We start from the raw sequence: 25,185 nt of genomic DNA, 5'->3' as shown, positions 1-25,185 counted from the left end.
TAAAGGTGCATGCTCACCTTCCCGAGAGATAGTTGCAAATGACGTCAGTGACTCCGCTCTGGCCGATGGCCGCCCGGCTCGCATCGCCTGATCTCGCAGAAGGCGCAGAACAGCTCAGCGACCTGATCGGCTGCATCTACGACACCGTCCTCGACTCGTCGTCCTGGACGAATGCGATCGAGCGCGCGATGCAATTCGTCGGCGGCGTCGGCGCCAGCCTCTATACCAAGAATGCAGCCATGCCGTCGGGGCATATTCTCCACGTGGTCGGCATTTCCGCGGACTATCAAAGCTCCTATTTCGACAAATATGTTGCGCTCGATCCCACCACGACCGTGCAGTTTTTCGCGAAGCTCGATGAACCGATCGGCATCGAGGACATCCTGCCTTATGCGGAGTTCAGGGAAACCCGCTTCTACAAGGAATGGGTGCAGCCGCAGGGACTGGCGGATTGCATCAATTCGGTGCTCGACAAGTCCATCGCCAATGTCGCCATGTTCGGCGTGTTCCGGCATGAACGTGACGGCGTCGCGGATGAGCGCGCACGTCACCGGATGCGACTGATCGCGCCGCATATCCGCCGCGCCGTGATGATCGGACGCATGTTCGATCTGAAAGCCGCCGAGGCCGCGACGCTGGCGGATACGCTGGACGGGCTGAGCGTCGGCCTGTTCCTCGTCGATTCCGCTGCGCGCATCGTTCATGCCAACTTTGCTGGCCATGCCATGCTCGATACAGCGGACGTCCTGCGCGCCTCCTCCGGCCGCCTCAGTGCTCGCGACAGCCAGGCCGATCGCGCCTTGCGGGAGGCCCTCGCCGTCGCCGGTGAAGGCGACAGCGCGCTCGGCACGCGCGGAATCGCCATGCCGCTCGTCTGCAGCACTGGCGAACGATACGTCGCACATCTCCTGCCGCTGACATCGGGAGCACGGCGACAGGCCGGACTGGTCTATTCGGCCACCGCGGCTTTGTTCGTGCGCAAGGCGGATATCGACGCCACCTCGCCGCCCGAACTCATCGGCAAGACATTCCAGCTCACACCGTCAGAGCTTCGCGTCCTGCTGGCGATCGTCCAGGTCGGCGGCGTGCCGGAGGTCGCTGCAGCGCTCGGCGTCGCCGAAACGACGATCAAGACGCATCTCAGCCGCCTGTTCTACAAAACCGGAACCCGGCGGCAGGCGGATCTGGTCAAGCTGTTCGCCGGCTATGCGACGCGCGTGATCGGATGAGCGCCAGATAATTTGCCGCGAGTATGTCGTATCGGGTCGCGAGACGCCGATAGCACAAAACGGCGTAAGGCCTTGCCTGAAGGGCTGGCGACGTTGCGCTCACCAGACGATGCGGAAGCCGCCAGTGCCCTTGTAGCTGCGGTTCGCCGCCGCGTCCTCGAGGCTCGCGCTATAGGAGACCTCGCCGAACACTGCGTAGCGGCCGTTGGCCCAGCTATAGGTGCCGCCGCCGCCGATGCTGCCCCACAGCCGGTCTTGTGCGCTGGCGAAGCCGGTGCCGGCGACATCGACACGGGTGCCGTCGAGGAACTCGTAGCGCAGGTTACCGATGCCGTAGATATCCGAGCGCACGATGCCGGCGCCGTCGTTCCAGGTCTTCTGGTGGTTGAGCGCAAGGCCGGCGCGGCCGAGCAGACTGTCGCCGTCGCGCAGCGACACCGGCGCGCCGAACCGATCGGTGAAGCGATCGAACTCGGCCTTCGCATAGGACAGCTGCGCCTGCGGCGTCAGCGACCAGCCGTTGCCGACAAAGAACCGCTTGCCGGTTTCAGCGCTGAAGGCATAGCCCACGCCTTCATTGCCGTGGGTCATGCTGCCGGCCAGCACCGAGGACAGATCGCTGCGGTAGAACATCGATTGCGCCTGGCCGTCGACATAGAAGCCGTTGTCGCCGAACCAGGTCAGCGTGCCGCCGACGCCCGAACCTTCGACGCGGATCCGGCCGTTGCCGAAGGACGAGGTGATAGTGGCGGTTGTCAGGCCATATTGCCCGGTGAGACCGACGATCAGCCTTCCGCGCTCGTTCTCCATCAGAAGACCGTCGAGGCCCGCCTGCACTTTCAGCTGGTCGGCCTTATAGGTGGAGCCCGTGGTGGTGGAGGGCTGCAAATCGGATTGGCCGCCTTCGATGCGGCCCCAGAACGCCGTGGGCGTCGGCGCCTCACCCGACGCCGCCGCCACACCGGTGCGCGCCATGGCATCGCTGCCGCCCCAGTAGCGATTGCCGACGCGCTGCTGCATGGTCGGAAGTTCGTTCATGCCGAGTAATACTTGCGCATAGTTCTCGTACAGCGGCACGCCGGGCTGATAGAGGGGACCTGCCGGAGCAGCTGGCGGAGGATTGATCAGGCTCGAGCGCAGATACCAGTCGCCATCGGTCGGCGTGCTGACGCCGTTCTTCTGCAGTGTATAGGCATAGGCGCCGCCGATCACCGCCTGCTGGCCCTGGATCACATAATCGCCGAGCAGCGAGAACGCACCGTTCGACGCGCCGCCGACATCGATGATCTTGATGCCTTCGACGGTCTGCGCGCCGCCGCCGCCGACATTGATCACCCGCACATTGGTGCTGCCCGCGGTGTTGCCGGTGACGACAAGCCGATCGGTCGGAGAAGCGTCGCCGCCAAGCACGGATTCGATTTGCAGCGTTCCGCCATTGCCGGTGTAGTTGCCCGCGACGGTGAGCGTTCCGATCGAATTGCCGGGCGCCACGATACCTGCGTTCGACGTGTCGCAGACCGTGCCAATGCCTTGCAGCGTGCCGGCCAGCACGTTCATGGCGCCGCAGACGCTGCCGTTGACGCTGAGCGTGCCGCCGCTCACCGTGGTGCCGCCGGTATAGGTGTTGACACCGGACAGGGTCAGCATGCCGCCGCTGAGCGTCAGCCCGCCGGTGCCGGAGATGATGCCGGAGAACAGATCGTTGGCATTGGTGATGATCAGGTTCTTTGCGCCGATATTGACACTGCCAGTTCCTGCGAGACTCTGAATATGCGAGCCGGCGCCGCTGATCGCTGAAACGTCGAACGTTCCGTTCGCGACCACCCGGCTCGAATTGGCGAGGGCATCATCAGCAGAGGTTGCCGGGCCCGCCAGCGCGAGCGTGCCCTGCTGGATCACCGTTTCGCCGGTATATGTACTGGCGGCGCCCAGCGTGAAGGTCCCGGCGCCGATCTTGGTCAATCCACCGACGCCGCTGAATCCAAGCGTTTTGACGTTGAACCCATTGGTATCGAACGTCAGTCCGCCGGCGGCAATATTGGTTTGGTTGATCACTCCACCAAAATAAGCGGCGTTATTCGCCAATGCCCGGACAATGGCGTTATCAAAGTTCATCTGCCGCGTTCCAGGGCCCACGGTTATGCCTGTCGTCTCCAGGATGCCGCCGCTGCTGACGTTGAGCGTGCCGGAACTCCCGACGCTATTCCCGAGTCTGAGGCCGTTTTGCGCGATGACCGTGCCGCCGTTCTCGATGTTAAGCGTGCCGTTGCCGGCGAAACCGACGACGAGCTGGGCGCCGCCGGACAGGATCCACTGCGATCCGGCTCCGGTTACTGTGACGATCCCGGTGCCTCCCTGGGCAACTCGAAGGAACACGCCATGGCTGCTTGTGAGCGTGCTCCCGTCCTGAATTGTCAGATTGCCGAATGATCCAACACCGGAGCCAACAGAAATGCCGCCGGTCGCGGCCGTCGCCCCACCGCTGAGGACAGTCGGGTTGGGGGATGTAACATTGATGTTGACCGAACTACCCGCGCCAGGCAGCGTTCCGGTTGACCAGTTGGTGGCAGTCATCCAGTCGGAGCTTGTGGCCCCGGTCCACGCTTGTTGCGCCGCCGCTGATCGCGGCAACAATGCCGACAACGCGGCCACCGACGCGCTCGCCAGCAGCAGGCGAAGCAATCGCGTTCGGGCGCTGCTGGATCGAGATCGCCGGGTGCGATCTGGACTCTCGTGGCGCATGTCATCCGACTGTCGTCTAATCGTCGCAACCCCGATGCATTCGCGCATGAGCTATTCCGGTTTCGCCTGAGTCCACACCGTTCGAGGATGCAGACGTTTCGTGCAGTCCGCGAAGGACACTTGCGAAGCTAGATGAGCCGCAACAATCGGACAATAATCGAAGCGTGTTCACGCTGAACAAACGCGCGGCCTGTGCCGTTTGCGCAACGAAAGACGCTTAACAAAGTCTTTCGAGATCGAATCCGGTTGGCACATCGCAAGCTCGATCTATCAGTGCGTGCGCTGGTTCGATGTCTCTCGCGTCGGAACGTGGCAACGCACGCAACAGACGAATGTGAACGCATATCGGTCGTTCGTAGGACGCTTGATATCACTGCTCCATCGATGATGAGCCACGACAAGCGCGCCTCTCATTCGGATGGACCATCGATGGCATTACTCGAACGTCTGCTCTACGCCGCCGCGATCGCGTGCTTCGTGATCGTTCACTACGTCGCCCTGCAACGAATCGATGCCGCCGCATCACATGCGACCCACACGCCATCCGTCACGCTGCAGGGGACCGATTGATCGCGATCATCCCCCACCCGTCCCCGGCGTCGGATAGCTCATGACGAAGTCGTTGCCGGGGATATCGGGAAAGCCGCGGACATTATCGACATTGCCGATACACCAGGAAGCTGTTCGGGGCCGGAGAGCGACCGACGAGTACCCTAATCGGCGTCGCCGCTCGCGCCTTGCCCCAGCCGTTCATGAAAGCGACGGTGCTATCGACGCTAGCTCCGGACGAGATCGCGGCCTTGTTGCTCGAGCCAGTCGCAGAACACGGCGATATGTGGATCGGTCCGTCGTGCTTCCGGCAGATAGGCGAAGTAGCTTCGCGCCGAGAGACTGATGTCCGGAAACGGCGTCATCAATCGCCCCGCCGCGAGATCATCGGCAACCAATGCGGTCGGGCCCATCGCCACGCCGAGTCCGTCGATCGCCGCCTGGATGGTCAGATAGAAATGATCGAAGGTCAGGGATGCCTCGGGGCGAAGGGCGGGCTCTCCGGCCTCAGCCAGCCAGTCGCGCCACAGCCGCGCCATCGAGGAGACGTGAAGCAGCGTATGGTGCGACAGATCGCGGATATCGGTCAGCGGCGCCCGATCCAGGATGGTCGGACTACACACGGGCAGCCGCCGCTCCCCGAACAGGAAACGCGAGGTGTAACCGGGAAAAGTGTCCGGGCCACCTCTGATCACGACATCGAACGGCTCTGCCAGAGCGTCGATCGTCTCGTTCGACGTGCTCAAGCGTACCTCGATGTCGGGATGCTCCGCACGAAAAGCGCCCATGCGTCGCAACAGCCATCGCAGACTGAAAGTTGCGAGAGCGTTCACATGCAGCACGATGGATGGCGCGTCATGCCGTCTGGTTCGATGCTGCTGCACGGCAGCCGAAATACGATCGAGCGCCGGTCCGAATTCGGTGAGCAGCGCTGCGCCGGCAGGCGTCAGCACGACCCGGCGGACCGAACGCCGAAACAGCGCCGGAGCACCCAGCCAGTCTTCCAGTAGCCGGATCTGCTGACTGACGGCGCCGTGGGTCACGCTGAGTTCAACGGCCGCCTCCTTCAGACTGCCGAGGCGGGCGGCAGCTTCGAAGGCGCGGACCGCATTCAGCGGCGGCAGACTACGGCGCGGGACAAAGGTGGACATGCTTGAGAATTTCTAACCCATGACCTGAGTATTACTGATTTGTGACAGGCTGAAGTCTAGTTCAGAGTGACTTTAGCAGCGCTTTGCACGCCAGACACCAGCTCTAGCGCACCAACCTTCAGATTTTCTGCGACTGCAGCACGTGCGCCGGAAGACCCAAGAAACAGCACATGACCCACCACGAGACCACGGCATCCACCACTACGGCTCCTGCGAACCGGACACGCGCCGCACGAACGCTTGCGCTGACCGGGCTCAACCACGCGTTGCACGACGGCTTCACGGACGCGATCTATGTATTGCTGCCGATCTGGCAGACCGAGTTTGCGCTGAGCTATAGCGTCCTTGCGATCTTTCGCGGTCTTTATTCCGGCACCATGGCATGTCTGCAGATTCCGGCAGGGCATCTGGCGGAGCGGATCGATGCCAAACTCATTCTCTGCTGCGGCACGGCGCTATCGGCGTTGGGCTACGCTCTCGCGGGCATCTCCGGTGGCATCGTCGGACTGAGCTTTGCGCTCGCATTGGCAGGCGCAGGTTCGAGCACCCAACACCCTCTGGCGTCCGCCGCCGTTTCACGGGCTTATGGGCGCGCTGCGCGCAGGCCACTCGGCATCTACAATTTCACAGGCGATCTCGGAAAGGCGGCCATCCCGGCGCTGATGTCTCTGCTGCTTGTCACCATCGCCTGGCGCCATGCCGTATTTGCGCTCGCTATCGCCGGCATCGCCGTGTCTGTCGCCATGGCGGTGTGGATGCCGGCCGTGGGCATCGGGCATGCAGCAGATCCGAAGGAACGATCCAGCAAGAGCGGTCGAAGTCGGGGCGGATTCTATTGGCTCCTGGCGATCGGAATGCTCGATAGCGCCGTCAGAATGGGCTTTCTCACCTTTCTGCCATTTCTCCTGATTGAAAAAGGAGCCTCGCTTCCCACCAGCGGTTTTGCTCTGGCACTTCTCTTCATCGGCGGAGCCGCCGGCAAGTTCGCTTGCGGCTGGCTTGGCGACAGGATCGGCACCCGGCGCACCGTTCTCTTCACCGAAGCTGCCACTGCGCTTCTGATCCTCAGCGTTTTAGTGCTGCCACTCATCCCGGTTATTGTCGTTCTGCCGGCGCTGGGGGTGATGCTCAATGGCACGTCATCGGTGCTGTATGGAACGGTTCCCGAACTGACCCCGCCCCATCGCACTGCGCGTGCCTTCGCCCTGTTTTATACCGGCACCATCGGCGCGGGCGCCGGTGCCCCGGTTCTCTATGGTTTTCTGGGCGACGCGTTCGGACCTGCAATGGCAACAGCCGCGACCGCAATGACGGCGCTGGCGATCTGCCCGTTCATGATCCCACTCTCAAGGCATCTGAGCGATGACGTCGAAATCGGTCTGGCATCGCACTCATCCGGACAGCCCTAGATTATTATTTCACCATCACATGAAGGTTCGTCAGATGGATACAGTCTCGCAGACGCCGCTCATTCTGATAACGGGTGGAAGTCGTGGCGTAGGCGCCGCGACGGCGCGGCTTGCTGCCGCGCAAGGTTACGATGTGGCGATCAGCTTCGTCTCCAACGAGTCTGCCGCCCTTGCGGTGGCGGCTGATGTCGAAGCTGCGGGGCGTCGGGCTTTACCCGTGCGCGCAGATAGCTCGGATCCAGAGCAGGTCGCCCAGCTATTCGCCGAGATCGACCGTGTGTTCGGCCGGATCGACGTGCTGGTGAACAACGCCGCGATGCTCGCGCGACAGTCCCGGCTGGAGGATCTCGGATTCGAGCGGATGCAGCGCATCTTCGCCGTCAACGCGATTGGCCCTATCCTCTGTGCCCAGCAGGCAGTGAAGCGCATGTCGTATCGTCACAACGGACGGGGCGGCTCTGTGATCAACATCTCGTCGGCATCGGCCCGGCTCGGCAGCCCAGGCGAATATATCGACTACGCTGCATCGAAGGGCGCCGTTGAGACATTCACCACCGGCTTCGCCAAGGAAGTCGCGCGGGATGGCATACGCGTCAACTGCATTCGCCCCGGGCACATCTACACTGACATGCATGCCAGCGGCGGAGAACCCGGACGGGTGGATCGCGTCAAAGACTCGATCCCGATGGGCAGAGGCGGTCAGCCTGAAGAGGTTGCGCGGGCGATCCTGTGGCTGGCAAGCGCCGAGGCGTCCTTCGTCACCGGCACGTTCCTCGATGTCACTGGCGGCAAGTGAGCAACAATGTATGGCGCCAGGCCCTGCCCGAAACGCCCTCCTGATCGAAACCGAAACTTCCTCCGCGATGACTGCAGGCGACATGTGCGGTGAGCTCCCGCATATCGGCCACTCGCTCACCCGCTCATCCCACCCCTACCCGGCGTTGGACAAACGGATCGCCGCCATAGCCTCCGACGCAATTATGAAACAACCGGAGCCCTGCTGTACGCCGACTGAGGCCCATCGGGTCGGGTTGCAATCGTCCGCCCATTATCAGGAACTATGTCGCGAACTCAATTCAGGGTAGTCGGTGGACGTCCGCTTTGGTGCGCATTCCGGAATCAAGTCGGACATTACGGCACTTCCGAAAAGTGCCAAGACCGGAAGTCGTCACCTCACCACGCATACCGCACCACGCCCTTGCCGGCGTAGCTCTTGGTGACCTGAGAGAACTCGCCCTCGAAGGTGCTGGCGGCGGACCAGCCGCTCAGCCATTTCTTTTCGACGGAGGCGGTGACGAGTGCAGAGTCGCTGGCCTGCGCGGCGCCGCCAACGACAAAGGATGCACCCGGCAGCGTCTGGAACGTCGCACCGATATTGCGGCCGGGGTTGAAACCATGCGCCCATGCCAGGCGCCCCCGCAGCGTGACGATTCCGTCCGGCATCGCATATGATTTGTCGCTGCGCAGGCCGAGTTCGCTGCGCGTATCGGTGACGCTCTTTGATGCGTAGGCCAGCGCAAAGGTGTTGACGCCGGTGACCGCCTGCTCGGCATAGGCCGGCAGATCGAAGGTGGTGAACTGTCCTGCTGCGTAGGGCGTGATGCCGATGCCGATGCCGCCCATCCACGGGCTGACAAAGCGATAGCCGCCTTCGACGCGACCCGAGAAGGCATTGGCGTTGAACTGCGCGCGCAACTGATCGATACCGGCCACCGTCACGGTGCGGTTGGTGGTGATGTCCTGCCAGCCATAGGCCAGCGCGCCGGAGAGATACGCCGCACCCGCATTGTGCCGGATGAAGGCGCCGGCCTGGAACATATCGGATCGGCCAGAACCGCCATTGACGGTGCTGAAGGTCGTACCACCGCCCGCCAGCGCAAAGCCTGCCAGCGTATTCGGCGAGATACGGTAGTCGGCTCCGACCGCGATGCCTGCAATGCGGCTGGTCGTGTTGTTGGAGCCGAGTGTCGTGTTGCCGTTCGTGGTCTGCGAGCCGCCATAGCCTGCCGCCCACACGCTCCAGCGCTGCGCGAACGGATCGGCCATAACGGGCGCCTTGGTGAACATCGCATAGGCGTCGCGCGCTGTGGCGGAGCGCGGCTTGTCCTGCTCGGCATAGGCCGATGCGCCCACGGACGATCCCGCTGAAACCGGATCGCCGCGACCGTCGATAAAGGGATCGGTCATCACGCCCATGAACTGGTTCATCGCACTGAAGGTCGTCTGCTGCGAGCCGGTGGCGGTCTCGCCCGATACCTGTGACAGCGCGGATGAGAGATTGCTGCCGTTGAGACCAAACAGCGCGACAAAGGCTGGCGGCAGCGCGCCGCCATTGTTGAAGAAATTGTTGAGCGTGGATGCGACGGTCTGCGAATTGCCCAGCAGCGAGGTGCCCGCGCCGAGCGACGCCAAGAGGTTTAACACCACGTCGGTCGACGTGTAGCTCAGGCCGAGGTTGAAAGCGGGCATGCTGCCGCTTACGCCGCTGAAGGTGGTGCCGCCGAGGCCGCCGGCCGCCGACAGGATGGTGTAGCTCTTGCTGACATAGGTTCCGGGCAGGAAGCTCGCCTGCACGGTGCCGCCGGTCAGGCTCGCGATGCCCGCGACATTGGTGCGGTCAGCGGCCGATGGCGAGACCTCGACGCGGTAGATGCCGCCTGCGCCGAACGCGAGATTGCCGCCGACCGTCAGCGTGCCGATCGAATTGCCGGGCGCGAGCACGCCGCCGCCGTTGATGGTAGCACCGCCGACGGTGCCGTTGCCGCCGAGCGTGCCACCGGCATTGACCGTCACCGCCGAATTGGCGATGGAGCCATTGACCGCCAGCGTGCCGCCATTGACCGTGGTGGCCCCGCTATAGGTGTTGGTCGCGGTCAGGATGGTGGTGCCGTTCTCCACCGCCACAGACCCCGCGCCGGAGATAATCGGGGCGAAGTTGTAGTTCGAGGCGGTGTGGTTGAAGACGATGCGGCCGGTGCCTGCCCCGAACGCGACCGAGGGTGTGGTCAGCGTGCCCGGCGCGACCGCGGCCAGACCGGAGGCGGCGCCGATATTGAGCGTGCCGGTCGAGCCGGCCAAAGCGGCGATCCGCGTGCCCGAAGCCGTCGAGACGGTGCCGCCATTGGCGATCGTCAGCGTGCCGGTGCCGGAATTGCCGACATAGAGCGTGCCGGAACTGGTCCAGGACGACCCGGCGCCATCAACCGTCACGGTGCCGGTCGAGAGGTTATTGCTGCCGACATAGCCGGCGGCGCTGCTCACCGTGCCGCCGTTCTGGATCGTCAGCGTGCCGGTGCCGAAAGAGCCGATAATGAGGCCGGAATTGGTGAAGGACGACCCGGCGCCATCAACCGTTACGGTGCCGGTCGAGCCGGCAAGTTCGCCGATAAAGGCGACGCCGGGGCTGCTCACCGCGCCGCCGTTCCGGATCGTCAGCGTACCGGTGCCAGATTCGCCGACGTAGATATTGCCGGAATTGGTCCAGGCCGAGCCGGCGCCATCAACCGTCGCGGTGCCGGTCGAGCCGGCAGTGGCGCCGAGATAGCCGACATCGCTGCTCACCGCGCCGCCGTTCTGGATCGTCAGCGTGCCGGTGCCGGAACGGCCGACATAGAGGTCGCCGGAATTGGTCCAGGCCGAGCCGGCGCCATCCACCGTCGCGGTGCCGGTCGAGCCCGCATTGAAGCCGAGAACGCCGACGACGTTGCTCACCGCGCCGCCGTTCTGGATCGTCAGCGTGCCGGCGCCGGAATAGCCGACATTGAGAGTGCTGGAGCTGGTCCAGGCCGAGCCGGCACCATCAACCGTCGCGGTGCCGGTCGAGCCGGCAGTGAAGCCGAGATAGCCGATGCCGGCGTTGCTCACCGCGCCGCCGTTCTGGATCGTCAGCGTGCCGGTGCCGGAACGGCCGACATAGAGGTCGCCGGAATTGGTCCAGGCCGAGCCGGTGCCATCAACCGTCGCGGTGCCGGTCGAGCCGACATTGTTGCCGAGAACGCCGTCGATGTTGCTCACCGCGCCGCCGTTCTGGATCGTCAGCGTGCCGGTGCCGTAATAGCCGACAAAGAGGTTAGTGGAATTGGCCCAGGACGAGCCGGCGCCATCAACCGTCGCGGTGCCGGTCGAGCCGACACGGTAGCCGACATAGCTGATGCCGTTGCTCACCGCGCCGCCGTTCCGGATCGTCAGCGTGCCGGTTCCGAAATTGCCGAGATAGAGGTCGCCGGAATTGGTCCAGGCCGAGCCGACGCCATCAACCGTCGCGGTGCCGGTCGAGCCCGCAATGTGGCCGAGAACGCCCAAGATGGAGTTACTCATCGTGCCGCCGTTCTGGATCGTCAGCGTGCCGGTGCCGGAAATGCCGACCCAGAGAACACGCGCCTGCGCGCCGGCCGCTCCGACCACTGTGGCATTGGGCGCGACGGTGTCGATATTCGCGTCGACCGCGCTGGTTGGAACGCCGGCCGACCAGTTGGTGCCGATGAACCAGTCGGTTGAGGTGCCGCCGGTCCAATCGGTGGCGCGCGATGGCGTCGATGTTGCCAGGACCAGTCCGAGCGCCACCATGGAGCTGGTGCCCAGCAGGCGGTTGGACAAGACGGCCAAGGTCAGCGCCGCAAAGCGGCTATGCGATCGCTTGCGCGCAACAACGGCCGCACCGGTTTCCAGCGCGCCTTCAGACGCTACAAAATAAGACAAACAAATCTCCCCGCAGCCCAAATAGCGACGTCTGAAATTCCGTTGCGCCTTTGCGGCGCCCGTCGTGCTTGGACCCGTTAAGCGGGGTTCTGTGCAAACAGGTTAGTGGGGGGAAACATCGCGGAGTCCAACCAATATCGGTCATCCGACAAGGCTCGCCGCCATATTCGGCCGACTGCGTCATTAATATCACAGGAGGAACACGCACTGGATATGGACGTCCAATGAGTCCACGCCCTGGTTCAAATGACGGCGCCGCAAGCGCCGTTATTTTGCTGTCAGGGATGGATTAATGCGCGTCCGTAGTTGCGATTTATTCCGCGCATCATCCGGAAAATATTTCGCACGCTGAAACACGGCTTCTGCGCGTTCGGCAACGACATCGCCGCCGGAGCCACATAATTTTCCAATCACGCATCCTCGATGTGCCGGCACATGCACGCCTGCAAAGGTGCATGCTCACCTTCCCGAGAGATAGTTGCAAATAATGTCAATGACTCCGTTCTGGCCGATGGCCGCCCGGCTCGCTTCGACAAGCGTGTCTCTCATCCGGATGGACCACCGATGGCATTACTCGAACGTCTGCTCTACGCCGCCGCAATCGCCTGTTTCGTGATCGTCTACTCCATCGCCCTGCAACGAATCGATCCCACCGCATCACATGGGATCCACACGCCATCCCTCAGGGGACGGATTGATCGCACTTATCCCCCACCCATCCCGGGCGTCGGATAGCTCATGACGAAGTCGTTGCCGGGGATATCAGGGAAGCCGCGGAAATTATCGACATTGCCGAAGCGATCGCGGCAGGTCGCCCGAGTCTTGTCGCAGCCGGCCGTGACGGTGAATGCATCGCCGGCTGCTATCGGCTCCGCCATGGCTTGCCACAGCGACAGTCGCACATGGCCCGGCGTGACGCGATGCTGCTTTACTTCCATGGCGAGTCCGGCATTGCCGCCGCTCGTCCATGTCAGACGCCCCGCGGTGAACAGATCATCTGCGAAGGCACCGAGGCCACTCGCGGAAAACATCGACACGCCTTCGAGCGCCTCGACCGCACCAGTGCCTTGCCAGCCTGCGAGATTGATGCGGCATTTGCCATCGCCGAGGTCGGCGCCGCACCGTGCCGTATAAAGCCGCCCGCTCTCCTGCGACAGCAGCGCAGCAAGCCCGCGCAATTCGGCGATGAATGCAGTGCCTTCGCGCTTCACTTCGCCTAGCGTGCCGCGAGCCGTGAGCACGCGCAGCGTCACATCGCTCCAGTCCACCAGCCAGGTCTCCACCTGCGCGGCATCGTAACGCCCCGCCGCGAGATCCGCGTCGGTGAGGATGTCGTCGTCCAGCGCACCGGCGATATCGCCGCCGTCCACCGACAGGTCAAAACGGCTCGTGGCTTCGGAAGCCGCGAGCCCGGTGCCGGCGCGATAGGTGACGCCGCCGATGACGAGATCGCAGTCATGATCGGTGAAGCCCGCAATGACGCCATCGCGCCGCGTCAGCTTCCAGACCTGCGCCAGTGTGGTGACGCCGGAATCCAGTTTGGCCTGCAGGGCTGCGGGGATCGTTCTCATATCCGGATTTCCACCAGCGGAATTTTCGGGATTGCACCGGCGGCGAAGGCCGACAGATCGACTTCGAGATAGTCGGTATCGAAACGCACGGGCACATCGAACTGGAAGCCGGCGGTGATCGCGGCCCCCGCCGCCGGAATGTGCCCGCTGGCGAATGTCACGAGCCCCGTCGTCACGTCGCAGCTGAAGGCACTGCCCACGATCTCGTCGCCGCCAACGGCGATCCGCACGCTGCCATCGACGGGCTTGGCGATCGGCCGCTGATACGGCGCAAAAGCGCTGCCATAGGTCTTCATCAACTGAAACGAGGCGGTCACACCGTCACCGATGCCGATGCCCTGATCGCGGGGCGAGATCGCGCCGCCCGAGATGTTCGAGGCCTGATCGAGCCGGTCGCGCCAGCGAAAGCCGTGCAGCCGCCCGCGCCGTTCCTCGAAGAACGCCACCACGCTCTGCAATGCCGCCAGCGTCCTGATGCCATAGCCTGCATCGTAGCGGCGCCGCGAATGCGCCCAGCGTGCGTTACGCTCCTCGCGCCCGGAGCCGAACGACACGATCTCCGTGCGCCGCTCCGGTCCGCCTGCGCTTTTCAGCGCGATATCGAGCGGAAACAGGATGTCGTGAAAGACCGTCATGAGACTCTTCCTTCACCCTCCCCTGGAGGGGGAAGGTCGACGATCAGCGCGCGAAGCGCGATGAGAGACGGGGTGGGGTAAAGCCACAAGTACCGTCGATGAACAGTCACCCCACCCCGTCACGCGCTGCGCACGTGACGACCCTCCCCCTCCAGGGGAGGGTAAGCAGATCGCACGCTATCCATCACAGACTGCGCTGCCCGCGGGCCACCGCCCGCGCGATCTGGCCGGTGACATAGCTCTCCGAACGACGGAAGCCGTCGAGATCCGGCGTCGCGATCTGCACATGGATGGTGTTGCCACCGCCCTGCGTGGCGACACCGAGGCTGCCATCCGCGGCACGTTGCAGCGGCATGATCGCTTCCGGTCCGGACTCGCCGGCCAGACCCGTGCCGCCGCCGGGCATCGGGAAATAGCTGGGCATGCCGATTACGCCGCCCGACGCGAACGCCTTCACCGGACTGCTGACACCAGCCTTGCCCGCGCCGCCGAACAGGCTCGAGACCAGCGAGGAAATGCTCGATGACATGGCGCCCGCGCCGGCCTGCAGCGCCGATTTCGTCGCCAGGTCGGACATTTTCAGCGCCAGCGACTTCAGCACGTCGTCGAACTTCTGGCCCGACGCGACCGAACTCGAAAAGGCCTGGGTCATGACTTTCGAGAACGTCGTCGCGGCGGATGTCAGGCCGGCGGTCTTCGTGGTCATGCTGTCGAGCGTGCTCGACGCCGCGGAGAGGTCACTGGTGTCACTCATGGAGAAGCTCCCCGGAATCCGGAAACTGTTTCATCAGTGCGTCGAGCGCGCCGCGATCCATCGGCGTGGATACAGGGCCGCGCACCGCCGCGATGGCATGCGCCAGTTCACGCGGCGTCATGCGCCAGAACGCATCGGGCGACAGCCGCAGCACGCCGAAGCCGAATTGCATCGCCTCGGCCCAAGGAAACGGGGGCGGAAATGGCGCGGGCGCTGTCATCGCGCGGCCTGCGATGTGTCGGCGAAGGTCGCCGATATCAGTTCGGCGGCGATGCCGACAAATCCCGCCGCGCCGCCCGGCACGGTCATGGCCGCGACCTCGTCGTCGCTGATGGCCTCCCCCGCCCCGCGCAATCCGGCGCCGATGATGCGGATGAGATCGCGCGCCGACATCCGCCCAGAGCCGAAACGTTCGGCGAGTGCCGCGAGATCGTCGGCGCCGAATGCGCTCTCCAGCTCCGCCAGCGCCCCGAGCGTCAGCACCAGGTTGCGGCTGCGCCCGCCGAGTTCGGCGGCGATCTCGCCGCGCAATCTGTTGGGCATGATGATCTTTCCTGACAATTTGGCGACGCGGGCGCCGCAGGCTGTGCAGGCCCTCTCCCCCCTTGCGGGGGAGAGTTGGAGAGGGGGGTAACGCCGGGCGACAGCGCTTGTTGTCACCCCCCTCCCTGCCCCTCCCCCGCAAGGGGGGAGGGAAAAGCAGAGAGCGCTCTTGCTCCTCACACTGCGGCAAAGGTCAGCGCGCCCGCGGACTCCAACGCGAGATCGAAGCTCACTTCGCCATTGTGTTCCCCTGCAAATTCCAGACTGGCGATCTGGAACAGGCCCGTGATGGTGCCGAAATCCGGTACCAGCACCTGACAGTTATTGATCGTGCCGTCGAAGAACGATTGCCGCACCAAGGCGTCGGAGGCGCCGTCCTTGAACAGCCCGCGGCCGGAGATCGAGGCGCGCCGCACGCCGGCGCCGGCCAGCAGCTCGCGCCAGCGATCCACGGACTCCGCATGGGTGATGTCGACGATCTCCGCATTGAAGGCGATGCGCCGGCTGCGCAGGCCCGCCACCGTGACGAATGCCGTGCCGTTATGGATCTTGATCAGCAGATCCTTGCCCTTCTGTGCGCCCATCGCGTGCTCCCTTTAATCCTCTGGTTCCGTGATCGCGCGAAACCGCACCACGGCGTGATAGGTCCGGCCATCGGCCTCGCGCCGGATATCGGCGATGGCAAAGCGCAGATTGACCAGCCGATGGCCATCCGGCGTCAGCGGCGCGTCGTCCAGCGCCTGCAGCAGCGCGCCGGTGATGACATGCGCCTCCCTGTGGCCGCCCTGCCGCGACCAGGCATGCAGCGTGAGCTGATGCTCCTGCACATTGCCGTCATCGGCGGAGACATCGACGATGCGCGCATCGCCGAGCGTGACATAGGGAAACGCCACATTGGCAGGCGGCTCGTCATAAACGCGGTGACCACCGAGCGCGAAATCCAGCGCCGTGTCCGCCTTGAGCGCATCAAAGATCGCCGCGCGCAAGGCGACGTGTGCTGCGGGCATGGGATGATCCTCGAGAGCAAAGCGTTTTCGAGCGAAGTGGATGCCGGTTCGCGTGAAGAAAACGCGTAAGGAAAAACGTCAGTCGATGCGCCATTCGGCGTCGATCTCGACGAACCGGCGCTCATCGATCTCGCGCAGCGCAGTGATGCGATAGATTTTCGCGGCGTCGATGAAGCGATGCCGCAGGGTCAGCGCAAAGCCGCTGCGCAAAATGATGCGCAGATGCACCAGCGCGCCGTCGGCATCGGCCTCGACCGCGTGCGTCATGCGCGCCGGCAGTACGGCGGCCCAGACCGTGGCGACGGCGCTGTAATTGCGCGTAACGCCGCCCTGCCCGTCATCGGCCTCGATGGGCGCCTCGATCACCAGGCGTGTCTTCAACCGTCCGGGATCAATCATAGCGACAGCCCCCGATACGGCGCGGTCAGCGCGTGCAGACCAGCCGGCTGCATCGCGGCGCCGCCGCCGCTCGCCGCGAGGCCACGATTGTCATACCAATGCGCCAGCAGGATCTTCAGCGCATGAAGGAGATCCACCGGCACCTCGCTCGCCAGTGCGCCGAAGCCGCAGATCACATCGAGCTCGATGCCGGCGACAGCGCGCCCCGGTGCGGGCAGTGCCCAGCACGGCGCCGCGATGACATGCGCAGCGCTATCGGCGACAAAACTCTCGACATCCAGCGCCTGCGCGACGCCACTCGCATCGAACACCCGCGCGACGAGCAGCGTCTTGAGCGGACCGATGCGCGGCGTGAACCGCCCGTTCGCCGGCCATGCATCCAGCATGAACCGCCAGGTCTGCGTCAGCAGCGCACGGCGTGTCAGCGCTTCCACATGCGCGCGGGCGGCGGCGATCAGCGCGGTGATAACAGCGTCATCGTCGGCGTGCTCGACACGCAGAAATTGTCTGGCCTCGGCAAGCGACAGCGGTTCGCTTGCCGGGGGCACCAGCAGAAGGGCGGACATGGGGATCTCCGGGAGGCTCGTGTGACCATTCAAGGAATTGACATCGCGGGTCCGCGGGGCTGACATCCCCGCCATGATTCAGACAGGTTCCCGCACGCCGCGGCGCTCACGCGCCGTCATTCGTTCTCTCGCCATTGCCAGCATTGCGCTTGCATCGCTCATCTCAATTCCCGCTTCCGCGCTGGTCGGCGGCGCCAGCGTGCGCGATGACGAGATCGGCCGCGCGGTGATCACCATTGTCGGCTCGCGCGGCAATTTCTGTTCCGGCGCGCTGATCGCGCCGACTTTGGTGCTGTCGGCGGCGCATTGCGTGACGCCCGGCGCCAGTTACAAGATCGTGCTCTATGACGCCCAGCGGCAGCCGCAATTGCTGGCGGTGAAGCGCGTCGCCGATCATCCCCAGTTCAATGCGGAAGGCATCAAGGCGCATCGCGCCAGCGCCGATGTGGCGCTGCTGCAGCTCGCAGATCCGCTGCCCGGCAAGACCGCGCTGCCGCTCGGCGTGCCCACCGAGCCCTTCGCCGCCGGGCAGAATTATCTCGTGGCCGGCATCGGCGTCGCCGCGCGCGGCGACGGCAAGAGCGGCGGCACCGTGCGCGCGGCGCAGCTCACCTCCACCAGCCATCCCGGCAAGCTGCAGATAAGACTGGTCGATCCCGCGACCGACAACACGCGCGACGGCCTCGGCGCCTGCACCGGCGACAGCGGCGGGCCCGTGCTGCAGCAGCAAAATGGCCGCAACATCGTGATCGGCGTGGTGTCGTGGTCCACCGGCGCCAAGAGCAGTGCCGGCTGCGGCGGCCTCACCGGCGTGACGCCGCTGACGCTGTATCGCGACTGGATCCTGCAGACGGCACGCGCCTGGGGCACGCCGCTCTGATCGCAGGCGCCATTCAGGCAACGCTGCGCAAGCAAGCGCCGCGCAAGGCAGGTGTCGTTAAGTTCCGTGAAAGGTTCTCCGCTATGATCCGCGAATCATGGAGACATCCCGCATGCTGCGCCTGCTCATCCCCGCCGTTTCCGTGGCCATTTCAACCGCTGCCCTGATCGCGGGCGCGCAGGCCGCCGACATGGCCGGCCAGGGCCGCATCGGCCGCCTGTTCGACGAGCCGGTGGTGAAGAGCCGCCGCGTGGTGGTGGTCAAGGACGAACGGCCGATGGAAGAGCCGATCGTGCAATATGCGCCGGAGGTATACATCCCCTCCATCGTGCACGGCTATTACGGCAAGCCGAATTCCTATTATTACCGCAACTATTACGGCACCCCGTCGGAGACGATCTTCAGCCGCGCGCCCTATGGCTGCGGCTATTACGGCTATTGCTGAGCGCCGCGCGGAACAGGCGCGGCGGCCGCGGAGGTTTCAGACTGCGACAGCGTTTTCCTGCGGCAGCATTGTCATGCAACAGCATTGTCATGCGACAGCATTGCCTGCGACATTGTGATAGTGGCGTCTCTCATTCTTGTGAACTGCATTTCCGAAATGCCTCCCTAGCTAGAGGGGTGCTTCAGAGCATCACGGGAAGCCGGTTATGGGAAAAGAAGAAAAGACCGAAGCCGAACTTGAGGAAATGATCGCCCAGCGCATTGTTGTCGGCGGCGTCTATGTGTCGGTACGCAGGGATGCCCTGCTCGGCTGGCGGCCGATGGTCATCACCGCGCCGAAACACGCCACCTATGCGCAGCAGCTCGCCGACGAAGTGGCCGTGGAACTGCGCAAGAAGTTCGTGCTGAAGGATTGAACCTGTCCGCACCAGCAATTCCGGGCGCATGTCACCCACGCAGCAGCATCCCCTGCGGCAGCAGCCCATGCGCCCGTATCGGCTAGTCCTTCTTCTCCGTCACATTGCTGATCGTCTTGACACCATTGCTCTCGGTATAGGTCACCGTGACGCGCTCGCCGGCATGCAGCGACTCCGGAACCGTGCGCAGCCTGAATTTCTCCACCGCGCCCGGCGTATTCGCGCCGACGGTCTCGCCAGCCGGCGCCTGCTTGATCACCACTTCGCTGGTGGTGCGATCGAGGATGGTGACGACCCCCGTGAAAGTCTGGTCAGCCTGGGCCGCCGATCCTGCAAAGGTCCCCAGCACGGCAATCACGGCCGCACACGCGACGCGTTCGGTCAGTCTCATTGTCGTTCTCCCGGAACTTGCATGAATGGAGGTAACGACGGCAGCGGGAGAATGGTTCCGTGCGGACGTAGGCCAGCAACGGCAATTATACCGGCTTAAAAACACCAAGATCTAAGTTTCGGAGCGACATGCCTGCATCCCCTGACTGCGGAAACCATTGCAATTGTACGATCTCCTCAAGTTGAGCTCGCGCTTGGCCAGGTGCAACCGCAAGCGTGAGTTTGGCGGCCTGCAAGCGCACCTGGACGTTTGGATGCTTGAAAAGATCGAGCAGCAGAATGCGCTGATCGCCCTTTCTGCGCTTCAGTTCATTTGAGACATCCATCATGTTGTCGAAGAGACGGTTGAACTTTTCTATTTGACCGCCAAGACTGGCTTCGTCCTGCGCCACCACAATTTCAGCGAACGATTTCACCAGATCAGCCGTGGACATCTCAGTAAGTGCTATCCGCTTCATCGCTGCAAAACCTTGAACAGCTCCAGTGTGTCTAGACCTACTCGCCGACGTTCCTCTAAGCTTTTGTCGCTTAGATATTCGCGAGGCGTAAGGCCGCCAAAGTCGGCATTCTTGGTCATGTACCATCCCGTGATCTGATAGTGCTTCAATCTCGGAATACTGACAACATTCGATCGATCATCAATCTGGCTTCGTGACAGGCGCCATCGCTCTGCGGCTGTCTGCTCAATGATGTGGTGATCATCGTAACCCCGCCTTCCCTTGCCAACGGCATTCTGCAGCTCGCGCATAGTTTTCGGCGGATCGCGAGCGGCTTGGATCAAGTCCTGATAGCTTTCAAGCCACTCGATTTCATTCATCAGACCGATGAAAACATCTGCAATCAGGCCGCTATTTCGGCCGAGAAAACTCGCGATCGAGCGAAGAACCGCGTTGCGCTGCGAACTTTTTGGGGGCTTGTCGTCGGGAATTTGCGGCGGTTCTTCGGTCGGCCCGCCAAGGTCTCCTGCCAGTTGCACATTTTCCCAGGCATCTCCACTGTCATTGTCTCCACCAGCCCCGAGATCTTCGAGCTGATTGACAATGACATACGGCCTCCCGGATCCGGTTCCAGTGCGGTCAGGATCCCGCCCGAACATGAACTGCCCCCCGCCCTCCCCCTCCGGAATTCGCGGCTGACCTTCATACTTTCGCGCCAGCGCCGGATAGACATCGGCCTTCTCACTTCCCGGTTTGAGAAACCGCGCAGCGTGCGGATTCAAGTAGCGCGCCGCATCAGGCCGCATGAAGCGCTGCAGCTGATGCCGCAGATAAACGTTCTCGCGCAGGTCCATGCGAGTTGTTCCGACCGTTGGTGAGGCCAAACAAAAAGCCGGCCCAAGGGCCGGCTCCGATTAATCAAGATCGAACTGAACGCGCCCCTCAGCTCGCCGCCATCTCAGCAGCTTGATCGCCTCGAAATCCTGCACGCCGCCCCCAACCCGTTTGGTCGTGTAGAACAGCAGATAGGGCTTGGCGCTGGTGGGATCGCGCAGCAACCGCACGCCCTGGCGGTCCACGATCAGGTAGCCACGGCGGAAATCGCCGACGGCGATGGACAGCGAGCCTGCGGCGACACCCAGCATATCTGCGGTCCACGCCGCGCAGGTCAGATCAGCCTCACACAAGCTCTTTCTGGCAAACATGCATCGCACAACCGTCGCCATCGCTCTCGCGCAGTGATGCGCCGATCAAAAGGAATGCCCGTCGTGCTGCGCCCGCTTGTCTTCGCCTGCATCGCTGCTGCCATAACGCTGCCGGCGGCAGCCGCCGATCTCTCGGGCACTCCGCGCTATGGCCAAGGTCAGGTGGTCGAGCCGGCACCGCTTGTTGGCGGCGGGCGTTTCCTTGCCGTCGAATCCCCGCCATTCGACAAGGTCACCACTTATTCGTCCCCGGGCGGAGCTCCAATTCAGGTTCACCGCTATTTCGGCCCGCCGCAGGTTTCCTATTACTACAGCCACTATGGTGTGCCGCCGGAGCTGCTTGTTGGCCGCCAGCAATTTGGCTGCAACTACCGCTATTGCTAAACCAGGCAGTGGCGGGCGACGGCACATCGCCCGCGCCGATCGCCCGCCCTCAGCTCACCGCAAACTTCAGCAGCTTGATCGCATCGAAGTCCTGCACGCCGCCGCCGACGCGCTTGGTCGTGTAGAACAGCACATAAGGTTTGGCGCTATAGGGATCGCGCAGCACCCGCACGCCCTGGCGGTCCACGATCAGGTATCCCCTGCGGAAATCGCCGAAGGCGATGGAGAGCGAGCCTGCGGCGACGTCCGGCATATCCTCGGTATCGGCCAGCGGAAAGCCGATCAGGCTGGCGCGGCCCGAGGCAGTGGCCGGCGGCTGCCACAGATAGACGCCGGTGGAGTCCTTGAACTTGCGGATGGCCGCCTGGGTGCGGCGGTTCATCACGAATGTCGCGTTCTGGCGGTAGCCGGGCTTCAGCGCATAGATCAGATCGACCAGACTGTCGGACGGATTCGACGCGGCGAAAGCGCCGGCCGCGCCGGTGGCGATGGTGCCGATATTGCCCCAGCTCCACGACGCATTGGCCACGGTCGTATAGCTGAGAAATCCCTTCGGCTTGTTGACGCCGTCGCCGGAGACGAAGGCCATGCCTTCCTGCTCGGCGAAGACCTGATCGATCTCCCCGGCCAGCCAGTCGTCGAGATTGACGGCCGCATCGTCGAGCAGCGTCGATGTCGCGGCGGGCATTGCGTAGAGCTCCATCGCCGGAAACGACAGCACATCGAAAGTCGGCGCATTGGTCTGCGGGCGCGCCGCCGTTTCGCCGATCCAGCCGGTGGTCGGCCCCGCCGTCATGAACGGCTTCTTGTAGAGTCCGCTGGAGATCCGGCGGACGCCGGAAATGCTGCGGATCGGCGAAATCATCGCGAGCCGTTCGGCGATCACGGTGTCCAGTTCGACCGGCACCAGATAGCCGCCATCGGTATTGGAGCCGACCGACATCGCCTTGGTCTCGATCTGGCGCAGGCCTTCGCTCTCGCCGGATCGCACATAGGCATCGAAAGCCGACTTGTGTTCGGACGGTTGGGGGCGCGCGGCGCTGTCCGCAGCAAGTGCGGGCCGCGCGCCCTTCAGGGACAACTGATCGAGGCGGCGCTGATGCGCATCCAGTGCCTGGTTGATGCGATCGACCTTCTCCTCCAGCAGCACATCGCCGCGCTTGTGCTCGATAACAGCCAGCCGTTCGTCATTGGCGGCCTTGAATTCCTCGAAGGTCTGACGCAACTCGTCATAGTCGTCGCGCGGAACGGTCGGGAAGCCGGCTTTGTGTTCGGGGGCAGCATCGGTGATGTCGAAATTCATGGGCAGATCTCCATTGGGGGTCATTGGGGTGATGGAACAGGGTCACGCGAAGAGAGCCGCGCCAGCGCGTTGACGCGCGCCGTTGGGGCTGCGAAACTTGCCGCGAGCGACGTCGAATTTGATCTGGAACAGTGAACCCGCGGGCGGGGTCTGGTGTTATCGCCCGGCATGATAACAGGGCACGGAGCCGACGCGATGCAACACGCTCAACCACCGATGACGAAATACGAGCAGTTCCTGCAGCAGGCGCAGGAACAGATGCTCGCCTTCGAGCGGCGCGAAAGTGAATTCCGCAGGAAAGAGCGTGCGGAGCGCGCGGCGCAATTGCACCTGCCGATTTCGCGCGACGAGCTGCACTAGGTCCTCAGACGGTTTTCAGATTTGCGGCGAAACGCGCCACCGGCGCTCACGGCGCCGAGCGCCTGGTTGATGCGATCGACCTTCTCCTCCAGCAGCACGTCGCCGCGCCCGCGCTCGATCCGCGCGATGCGGCAGCGCAAAGGCCGCCTTGTGCTCGGGCGCAGCGTCGGTGATGTCGTAGGTCATGGTGTGGTCTCCGTGGGGGTTCGTGAACGTTGGAGGAAATCGGGCACGCGAACGCGCCGCGCGCGGCGTTGATTGGCGATGATCGAGGTCACTTGTCTCGGACGCGGCGGAACTGTGCGGAATCGCACAGACCCGCCTCCCCGCTCTGCCTAGGCTGCTGCAAGCGGGGATTCGCCCCCGCCGCAAAGGGGGGAACGACATGCGCAACATCACCATGACTGGAATGCTCGCCGGCCTGGTCGCGGCCGGAGCCGCGCAAGCGGCCGATGTGACCGTCAAGGCGCCGCGGCTGCCGCCGGCCGAGACCTCGTGGGTGCCGCACTCCGGCTTCTTCGTCGGCATCGGCGGCAGCGCCAATACGGTCGATTTCGGCACCCAGAATGTCTATGCGGTGGGGACGTCGAACGTCTTCACCAACGGCGTGCTGACCTCCTCGGGATCGGCCGCCGGCCCGGCGACGCTGTATCCGGACGACCGTGCGCAGATCGCCTTCTCGGCGCAGGGCGGCTACTTCTCCCGTTTCTCCGGAAGCGACTGGCTGTGGGGCGCCAAGTTCGGCTACAGCTATCTCGGCACCAGTTCCAACATCCGCGCGGCGCTGCTGCCGCAGGTGGGATCGTTCACGCCGACCGGCACGAGCACGGTGGTGCCGTTCACCGGCAACGCGCTGGTGCAGTCCTACCAGATCCATATCGATCACCAGATGACGTTCGTGCCCTTCATCGGCCATGCGTTCGACCGCGGCTTCGTCTATCTCGGCGCCGGCCCGACGCTGACCCGGGTCCGCACCGACCTCAACGGCCTGATCGGCTTCGCCGACCTCAACGGTAACCGCACCGACGTCTCCGGCGCGCCGATCAACCTGACCAGCAAGAGCTGGGTGCTAGGTGGCGCCGCCATGGTCGGCGCCACCTACTTCCTCGATCCGACCTGGTTCGTGGATGTGAACTACATGTTCGCCATGACCGAAAACAACACCGCGAACTATGCGAGCCCGTTCACCAATCCGAACGGCACCGGCGGCACCACCAACCAGGGCACCATGGTCGGCACCGCCGCCGCGCGGACCCAGACCCAGGCGATCACGGCGACGATCAACAAACTGTTCTGAGCGCGCATCGCGGCGCGGCGCGTTGTCCTCAGCGCCCGGCGAACCGGGCGTGGGCGGCGACGCCGTGCAGCGCGCGTTTGCGATCGGCGCGGGCGCGCAGCGAACAGGCCTGGACAGGTCCGCCCGCTTTGCGCCCACGCCGGATGACCAGCGCCGGTGCATCCGCGGCGCCGCTCAAATCGGTGCGACATGAGTCGATGACGTGTTGGCCGGTGAGCTGGGTCCAGTCGCGCTCGGCCTGATCGCGCAGGCGCGACATCGGCTGCTCCTTCACGGCACTCACCCGCGCGCCGTTCAGCAGCGGGAATGTGACGATGGACACTTCCCAGAGATCGACCTGATAGAGTTTGCGCACCCGCGTCTCCGGCTCGATCTGGCCACGCTGGGTGCGATAACCGATCGACAATCCGTCCACCGCGCCGGCCTGCAGCAGCGCCAGCAATTCGCGGGCGCGTGCCACATCCGGGATCAGCCGGCCCCGCGCCCAGAGGCCGCGCAGGTCTTCCTTCATCTCGAGCCAGACACCCACGGGCTCGGACGGATCGTGCTGGAACAGCATCGGGATCTTTCGCAAGCCCCGCAGCTTCAACGTCTGCGTGAAGGCGCCGGGCATCACCATGTCGCGCGCCTGGTCGATCTCGCCAAACAGCGAGGCATAGCCCTCGATCACGCCGTCCGGCGTGAGTGCGAGGCGCGCCGGGGAAGGCTGGGGGGATGGCGTTGGGGCATGCATTGGCGGCCTCGCAGGATGCGGGGGAAGAAGAGCGACAATCGATGTCAGGAGTGTCCCCTCTCCCCCGGGCGCAGCGCAGCTGC

29 protein-coding genes and 1 pseudogene are annotated in these 25,185 nt (G+C 64.0%); 11 read left to right on the top strand and 19 right to left on the bottom strand.

The window, feature by feature from the left end:
* Positions 1–38: 38 nt before the first annotated feature.
* Positions 39–1,229 carry a helix-turn-helix transcriptional regulator gene (locus tag SFY93_RS15710; RefSeq protein WP_320443775.1) on the top strand — a complete coding sequence of 397 codons (1,191 nt, stop codon included), beginning with the start codon at positions 39–41 and terminating at the stop codon, positions 1,227–1,229.
* A 99-nt stretch (positions 1,230–1,328) separates the two neighbouring features.
* On the opposite strand, the gene SFY93_RS15705 is transcribed toward SFY93_RS15710, so the two are convergent.
* On the bottom strand, positions 1,329–3,605 hold the full coding sequence (locus SFY93_RS15705; protein ID WP_320443774.1) for an autotransporter family protein: 2,277 nt from the start codon (positions 3,603–3,605) through the stop codon (positions 1,329–1,331).
* A gap of 136 nt (positions 3,606–3,741) precedes the next feature.
* Between SFY93_RS15705 and SFY93_RS15700 the strand changes: the two genes are divergently transcribed.
* Together SFY93_RS15700 and SFY93_RS15695 are read left to right on the top strand one after the other, a co-directional pair.
* Positions 3,742–4,041, top strand: a complete 300-nt coding sequence (locus SFY93_RS15700) for a hypothetical protein (RefSeq protein WP_320443773.1) — start codon at positions 3,742–3,744, stop codon at positions 4,039–4,041.
* Positions 4,042–4,400: 359 nt separating this feature from the next.
* On the top strand, positions 4,401–4,541 hold the full coding sequence (locus SFY93_RS15695; RefSeq protein ID WP_315841783.1) for a hypothetical protein: 141 nt from the start codon (positions 4,401–4,403) through the stop codon (positions 4,539–4,541).
* 206 nt (positions 4,542–4,747) lie between these two features.
* Here the strand turns inward: SFY93_RS15695 and SFY93_RS15690 are convergent, their stop codons facing one another.
* Positions 4,748–5,671 carry a LysR substrate-binding domain-containing protein gene (locus tag SFY93_RS15690; protein ID WP_089267069.1) on the bottom strand — a complete coding sequence of 308 codons (924 nt, stop codon included), beginning with the start codon at positions 5,669–5,671 and terminating at the stop codon, positions 4,748–4,750.
* 170 nt (positions 5,672–5,841) lie between these two features.
* Here SFY93_RS15690 and SFY93_RS15685 point away from each other — a divergent pair, with 170 nt between their 5' ends.
* Both SFY93_RS15685 and SFY93_RS15680 read left to right on the top strand, forming a co-directional pair.
* Positions 5,842–7,080 carry an MFS transporter gene (locus SFY93_RS15685; protein WP_320443772.1) on the top strand — a complete coding sequence of 413 codons (1,239 nt, stop codon included), beginning with the start codon at positions 5,842–5,844 and terminating at the stop codon, positions 7,078–7,080.
* A gap of 34 nt (positions 7,081–7,114) precedes the next feature.
* Positions 7,115–7,876, top strand: a complete 762-nt coding sequence (locus SFY93_RS15680; RefSeq protein WP_320443771.1) for an SDR family oxidoreductase — start codon at positions 7,115–7,117, stop codon at positions 7,874–7,876.
* A 377-nt stretch (positions 7,877–8,253) separates the two neighbouring features.
* Here the strand turns inward: SFY93_RS15680 and SFY93_RS15675 are convergent, their stop codons facing one another.
* The 10 genes from SFY93_RS15675 to SFY93_RS15630 all read right to left on the bottom strand — a co-directional run bounded on the left by SFY93_RS15675 (position 8,254) and on the right by SFY93_RS15630 (position 17,253).
* A complete protein-coding gene (locus tag SFY93_RS15675) occupies positions 8,254–11,778 on the bottom strand; it encodes an autotransporter domain-containing protein (protein ID WP_320443770.1) in 3,525 nt (1,174 codons plus the stop codon).
* Positions 11,779–12,482: 704 nt separating this feature from the next.
* Positions 12,483–13,349 carry a phage/gene transfer agent baseplate hub protein gene (locus tag SFY93_RS15670; RefSeq protein ID WP_320443769.1) on the bottom strand — a complete coding sequence of 289 codons (867 nt, stop codon included), beginning with the start codon at positions 13,347–13,349 and terminating at the stop codon, positions 12,483–12,485.
* Entirely contained in the window at positions 13,346–13,984 is a 639-nt protein-coding gene (locus tag SFY93_RS15665; RefSeq protein ID WP_320443768.1) for a phage distal tail protein, Rcc01695 family, read from the bottom strand. Before SFY93_RS15665 ends, SFY93_RS15670 begins: the two co-directional genes overlap by 4 nt.
* A gap of 184 nt (positions 13,985–14,168) precedes the next feature.
* Positions 14,169–14,738 (bottom strand): phage tail tape measure protein, encoded by a 570-nt coding sequence (locus tag SFY93_RS15660; protein WP_320443767.1) that lies wholly within the window; start codon positions 14,736–14,738, stop codon positions 14,169–14,171.
* Entirely contained in the window at positions 14,731–14,958 is a 228-nt protein-coding gene (locus SFY93_RS15655) for a rcc01693 family protein (protein WP_320443766.1), read from the bottom strand. The genes SFY93_RS15660 and SFY93_RS15655 overlap by 8 nt, the downstream gene beginning before the upstream one ends.
* The gene (locus SFY93_RS15650; RefSeq protein ID WP_320443765.1) at positions 14,955–15,281 is read right to left on the bottom strand and encodes a gene transfer agent family protein; all 327 of its coding nucleotides are present in this window, start codon (positions 15,279–15,281) and stop codon (positions 14,955–14,957) included. Before SFY93_RS15650 ends, SFY93_RS15655 begins: the two co-directional genes overlap by 4 nt.
* A gap of 176 nt (positions 15,282–15,457) precedes the next feature.
* Positions 15,458–15,865: a phage major tail protein, TP901-1 family gene (locus SFY93_RS15645; RefSeq protein ID WP_320443764.1), complete on the bottom strand. Its 408-nt coding sequence runs from the start codon at positions 15,863–15,865 to the stop codon at positions 15,458–15,460.
* Positions 15,866–15,877: 12 nt separating this feature from the next.
* Positions 15,878–16,288, bottom strand: a complete 411-nt coding sequence (locus SFY93_RS15640) for a DUF3168 domain-containing protein (protein ID WP_320443763.1) — start codon at positions 16,286–16,288, stop codon at positions 15,878–15,880.
* A gap of 78 nt (positions 16,289–16,366) precedes the next feature.
* On the bottom strand, positions 16,367–16,687 hold the full coding sequence (locus tag SFY93_RS15635) for a head-tail adaptor protein (RefSeq protein ID WP_320443762.1): 321 nt from the start codon (positions 16,685–16,687) through the stop codon (positions 16,367–16,369).
* Positions 16,684–17,253, bottom strand: coding sequence for a head-tail connector protein (locus SFY93_RS15630; RefSeq protein ID WP_320443761.1), 570 nt, complete (start codon positions 17,251–17,253; stop codon positions 16,684–16,686). The genes SFY93_RS15635 and SFY93_RS15630 overlap by 4 nt, the downstream gene beginning before the upstream one ends.
* 73 nt (positions 17,254–17,326) lie before the next feature.
* On the opposite strand from SFY93_RS15630, the gene SFY93_RS15625 reads away from it, so the two are divergent.
* From SFY93_RS15625 to SFY93_RS15615, 3 genes are all read left to right on the top strand, one after another.
* Positions 17,327–18,133 (top strand): S1 family peptidase, encoded by an 807-nt coding sequence (locus tag SFY93_RS15625; RefSeq protein ID WP_320443760.1) that lies wholly within the window; start codon positions 17,327–17,329, stop codon positions 18,131–18,133.
* A gap of 112 nt (positions 18,134–18,245) precedes the next feature.
* Positions 18,246–18,578 (top strand): hypothetical protein, encoded by a 333-nt coding sequence (locus SFY93_RS15620; protein WP_320443759.1) that lies wholly within the window; start codon positions 18,246–18,248, stop codon positions 18,576–18,578.
* 205 nt (positions 18,579–18,783) lie between these two features.
* Positions 18,784–18,993 carry a hypothetical protein gene (locus SFY93_RS15615; RefSeq protein ID WP_089267048.1) on the top strand — a complete coding sequence of 70 codons (210 nt, stop codon included), beginning with the start codon at positions 18,784–18,786 and terminating at the stop codon, positions 18,991–18,993.
* Between the two features lie 82 nt (positions 18,994–19,075).
* Here the strand turns inward: SFY93_RS15615 and SFY93_RS15610 are convergent, their stop codons facing one another.
* The 4 genes and pseudogenes from SFY93_RS15610 to SFY93_RS15595 all read right to left on the bottom strand — a co-directional run.
* Positions 19,076–19,384, bottom strand: coding sequence for a hypothetical protein (locus tag SFY93_RS15610; protein ID WP_320443758.1), 309 nt, complete (start codon positions 19,382–19,384; stop codon positions 19,076–19,078).
* An 85-nt stretch (positions 19,385–19,469) separates the two neighbouring features.
* Positions 19,470–19,817 (bottom strand): DUF2019 domain-containing protein, encoded by a 348-nt coding sequence (locus SFY93_RS15605; RefSeq protein WP_320443757.1) that lies wholly within the window; start codon positions 19,815–19,817, stop codon positions 19,470–19,472.
* A 20-nt stretch (positions 19,818–19,837) separates the two neighbouring features.
* On the bottom strand, positions 19,838–20,674 hold the full coding sequence (locus SFY93_RS15600; protein ID WP_320443756.1) for a hypothetical protein: 837 nt from the start codon (positions 20,672–20,674) through the stop codon (positions 19,838–19,840).
* Between the two features lie 60 nt (positions 20,675–20,734).
* Positions 20,735–20,968: pseudogene (locus tag SFY93_RS15595) on the bottom strand (phage major capsid protein); the annotation flags it as partial.
* Between the two features lie 120 nt (positions 20,969–21,088).
* Between SFY93_RS15595 and SFY93_RS15590 the strand changes: the two are divergent.
* A complete protein-coding gene (locus tag SFY93_RS15590; RefSeq protein ID WP_320443755.1) occupies positions 21,089–21,409 on the top strand; it encodes a hypothetical protein in 321 nt (106 codons plus the stop codon).
* A gap of 49 nt (positions 21,410–21,458) precedes the next feature.
* Here SFY93_RS15590 and SFY93_RS15585 read toward each other — a convergent pair whose 3' ends face one another.
* Positions 21,459–22,712 carry a phage major capsid protein gene (locus tag SFY93_RS15585; protein WP_320443754.1) on the bottom strand — a complete coding sequence of 418 codons (1,254 nt, stop codon included), beginning with the start codon at positions 22,710–22,712 and terminating at the stop codon, positions 21,459–21,461.
* 216 nt (positions 22,713–22,928) lie between these two features.
* On the opposite strand from SFY93_RS15585, the gene SFY93_RS15580 reads away from it, so the two are divergent.
* A complete protein-coding gene (locus SFY93_RS15580; protein WP_320443753.1) occupies positions 22,929–23,072 on the top strand; it encodes a hypothetical protein in 144 nt (47 codons plus the stop codon).
* On the opposite strand, the gene SFY93_RS15575 is transcribed toward SFY93_RS15580, so the two are convergent.
* A complete protein-coding gene (locus SFY93_RS15575) occupies positions 23,069–23,212 on the bottom strand; it encodes a hypothetical protein (protein ID WP_320443752.1) in 144 nt (47 codons plus the stop codon). The two genes, SFY93_RS15580 and SFY93_RS15575, sit on opposite strands and share 4 nt — an antisense overlap.
* Positions 23,213–23,457: 245 nt before the next feature.
* Between SFY93_RS15575 and SFY93_RS15570 the strand changes: the two genes are divergently transcribed.
* A complete protein-coding gene (locus SFY93_RS15570; RefSeq protein ID WP_320443751.1) occupies positions 23,458–24,369 on the top strand; it encodes an outer membrane protein in 912 nt (303 codons plus the stop codon).
* Positions 24,370–24,397: 28 nt separating this feature from the next.
* On the opposite strand, the gene SFY93_RS15565 is transcribed toward SFY93_RS15570, so the two are convergent.
* Positions 24,398–25,102 carry an HK97 family phage prohead protease gene (locus tag SFY93_RS15565; RefSeq protein ID WP_320443750.1) on the bottom strand — a complete coding sequence of 235 codons (705 nt, stop codon included), beginning with the start codon at positions 25,100–25,102 and terminating at the stop codon, positions 24,398–24,400.
* Positions 25,103–25,185: the final 83 nt, after the last annotated feature.

This window comes from Tardiphaga sp. 42S5 (assembly GCF_034044155.1).
Classification (GTDB): Bacteria; Pseudomonadota; Alphaproteobacteria; order Rhizobiales; family Xanthobacteraceae; genus Tardiphaga; species Tardiphaga robiniae.
Note: the sequence above shows the minus strand (reverse complement) of the source record. Positions and strands in the feature narration are given on the sequence as shown.

Bases quoted from the DNA above. Each gene is read 5' to 3' on its own strand.
- SFY93_RS15710 (WP_320443775.1), top strand. From the start codon at position 39: ATGACGTCAGTGACTCCGCTCTGGCCGATGGCCGCCCGGCTCGCATCG.
- SFY93_RS15695 (WP_315841783.1), top strand. From the start codon at position 4,401: ATGGCATTACTCGAACGTCTGCTCTACGCCGCCGCGATCGCGTGCTTC.
- SFY93_RS15690 (WP_089267069.1), bottom strand. From the start codon at position 5,671: ATGTCCACCTTTGTCCCGCGCCGTAGTCTGCCGCCGCTGAATGCGGTC.
- SFY93_RS15685 (WP_320443772.1), top strand. From the start codon at position 5,842: ATGACCCACCACGAGACCACGGCATCCACCACTACGGCTCCTGCGAAC.
- SFY93_RS15680 (WP_320443771.1), top strand. From the start codon at position 7,115: ATGGATACAGTCTCGCAGACGCCGCTCATTCTGATAACGGGTGGAAGT.
- SFY93_RS15670 (WP_320443769.1), bottom strand. From the start codon at position 13,349: ATGAGAACGATCCCCGCAGCCCTGCAGGCCAAACTGGATTCCGGCGTC.
- SFY93_RS15665 (WP_320443768.1), bottom strand. From the start codon at position 13,984: ATGACGGTCTTTCACGACATCCTGTTTCCGCTCGATATCGCGCTGAAA.
- SFY93_RS15660 (WP_320443767.1), bottom strand. From the start codon at position 14,738: ATGAGTGACACCAGTGACCTCTCCGCGGCGTCGAGCACGCTCGACAGC.
- SFY93_RS15655 (WP_320443766.1), bottom strand. From the start codon at position 14,958: ATGACAGCGCCCGCGCCATTTCCGCCCCCGTTTCCTTGGGCCGAGGCG.
- SFY93_RS15650 (WP_320443765.1), bottom strand. From the start codon at position 15,281: ATGCCCAACAGATTGCGCGGCGAGATCGCCGCCGAACTCGGCGGGCGC.
- SFY93_RS15645 (WP_320443764.1), bottom strand. From the start codon at position 15,865: ATGGGCGCACAGAAGGGCAAGGATCTGCTGATCAAGATCCATAACGGC.
- SFY93_RS15640 (WP_320443763.1), bottom strand. From the start codon at position 16,288: ATGCCCGCAGCACACGTCGCCTTGCGCGCGGCGATCTTTGATGCGCTC.
- SFY93_RS15635 (WP_320443762.1), bottom strand. From the start codon at position 16,687: ATGATTGATCCCGGACGGTTGAAGACACGCCTGGTGATCGAGGCGCCC.
- SFY93_RS15630 (WP_320443761.1), bottom strand. From the start codon at position 17,253: ATGTCCGCCCTTCTGCTGGTGCCCCCGGCAAGCGAACCGCTGTCGCTT.
- SFY93_RS15625 (WP_320443760.1), top strand. From the start codon at position 17,327: ATGATTCAGACAGGTTCCCGCACGCCGCGGCGCTCACGCGCCGTCATT.
- SFY93_RS15620 (WP_320443759.1), top strand. From the start codon at position 18,246: ATGCTGCGCCTGCTCATCCCCGCCGTTTCCGTGGCCATTTCAACCGCT.
- SFY93_RS15615 (WP_089267048.1), top strand. From the start codon at position 18,784: ATGGGAAAAGAAGAAAAGACCGAAGCCGAACTTGAGGAAATGATCGCC.
- SFY93_RS15610 (WP_320443758.1), bottom strand. From the start codon at position 19,384: ATGAGACTGACCGAACGCGTCGCGTGTGCGGCCGTGATTGCCGTGCTG.
- SFY93_RS15605 (WP_320443757.1), bottom strand. From the start codon at position 19,817: ATGTCCACGGCTGATCTGGTGAAATCGTTCGCTGAAATTGTGGTGGCG.
- SFY93_RS15600 (WP_320443756.1), bottom strand. From the start codon at position 20,674: ATGGACCTGCGCGAGAACGTTTATCTGCGGCATCAGCTGCAGCGCTTC.
- SFY93_RS15585 (WP_320443754.1), bottom strand. From the start codon at position 22,712: ATGAATTTCGACATCACCGATGCTGCCCCCGAACACAAAGCCGGCTTC.
- SFY93_RS15580 (WP_320443753.1), top strand. From the start codon at position 22,929: ATGACGAAATACGAGCAGTTCCTGCAGCAGGCGCAGGAACAGATGCTC.
- SFY93_RS15570 (WP_320443751.1), top strand. From the start codon at position 23,458: ATGCGCAACATCACCATGACTGGAATGCTCGCCGGCCTGGTCGCGGCC.
- SFY93_RS15565 (WP_320443750.1), bottom strand. From the start codon at position 25,102: ATGCATGCCCCAACGCCATCCCCCCAGCCTTCCCCGGCGCGCCTCGCA.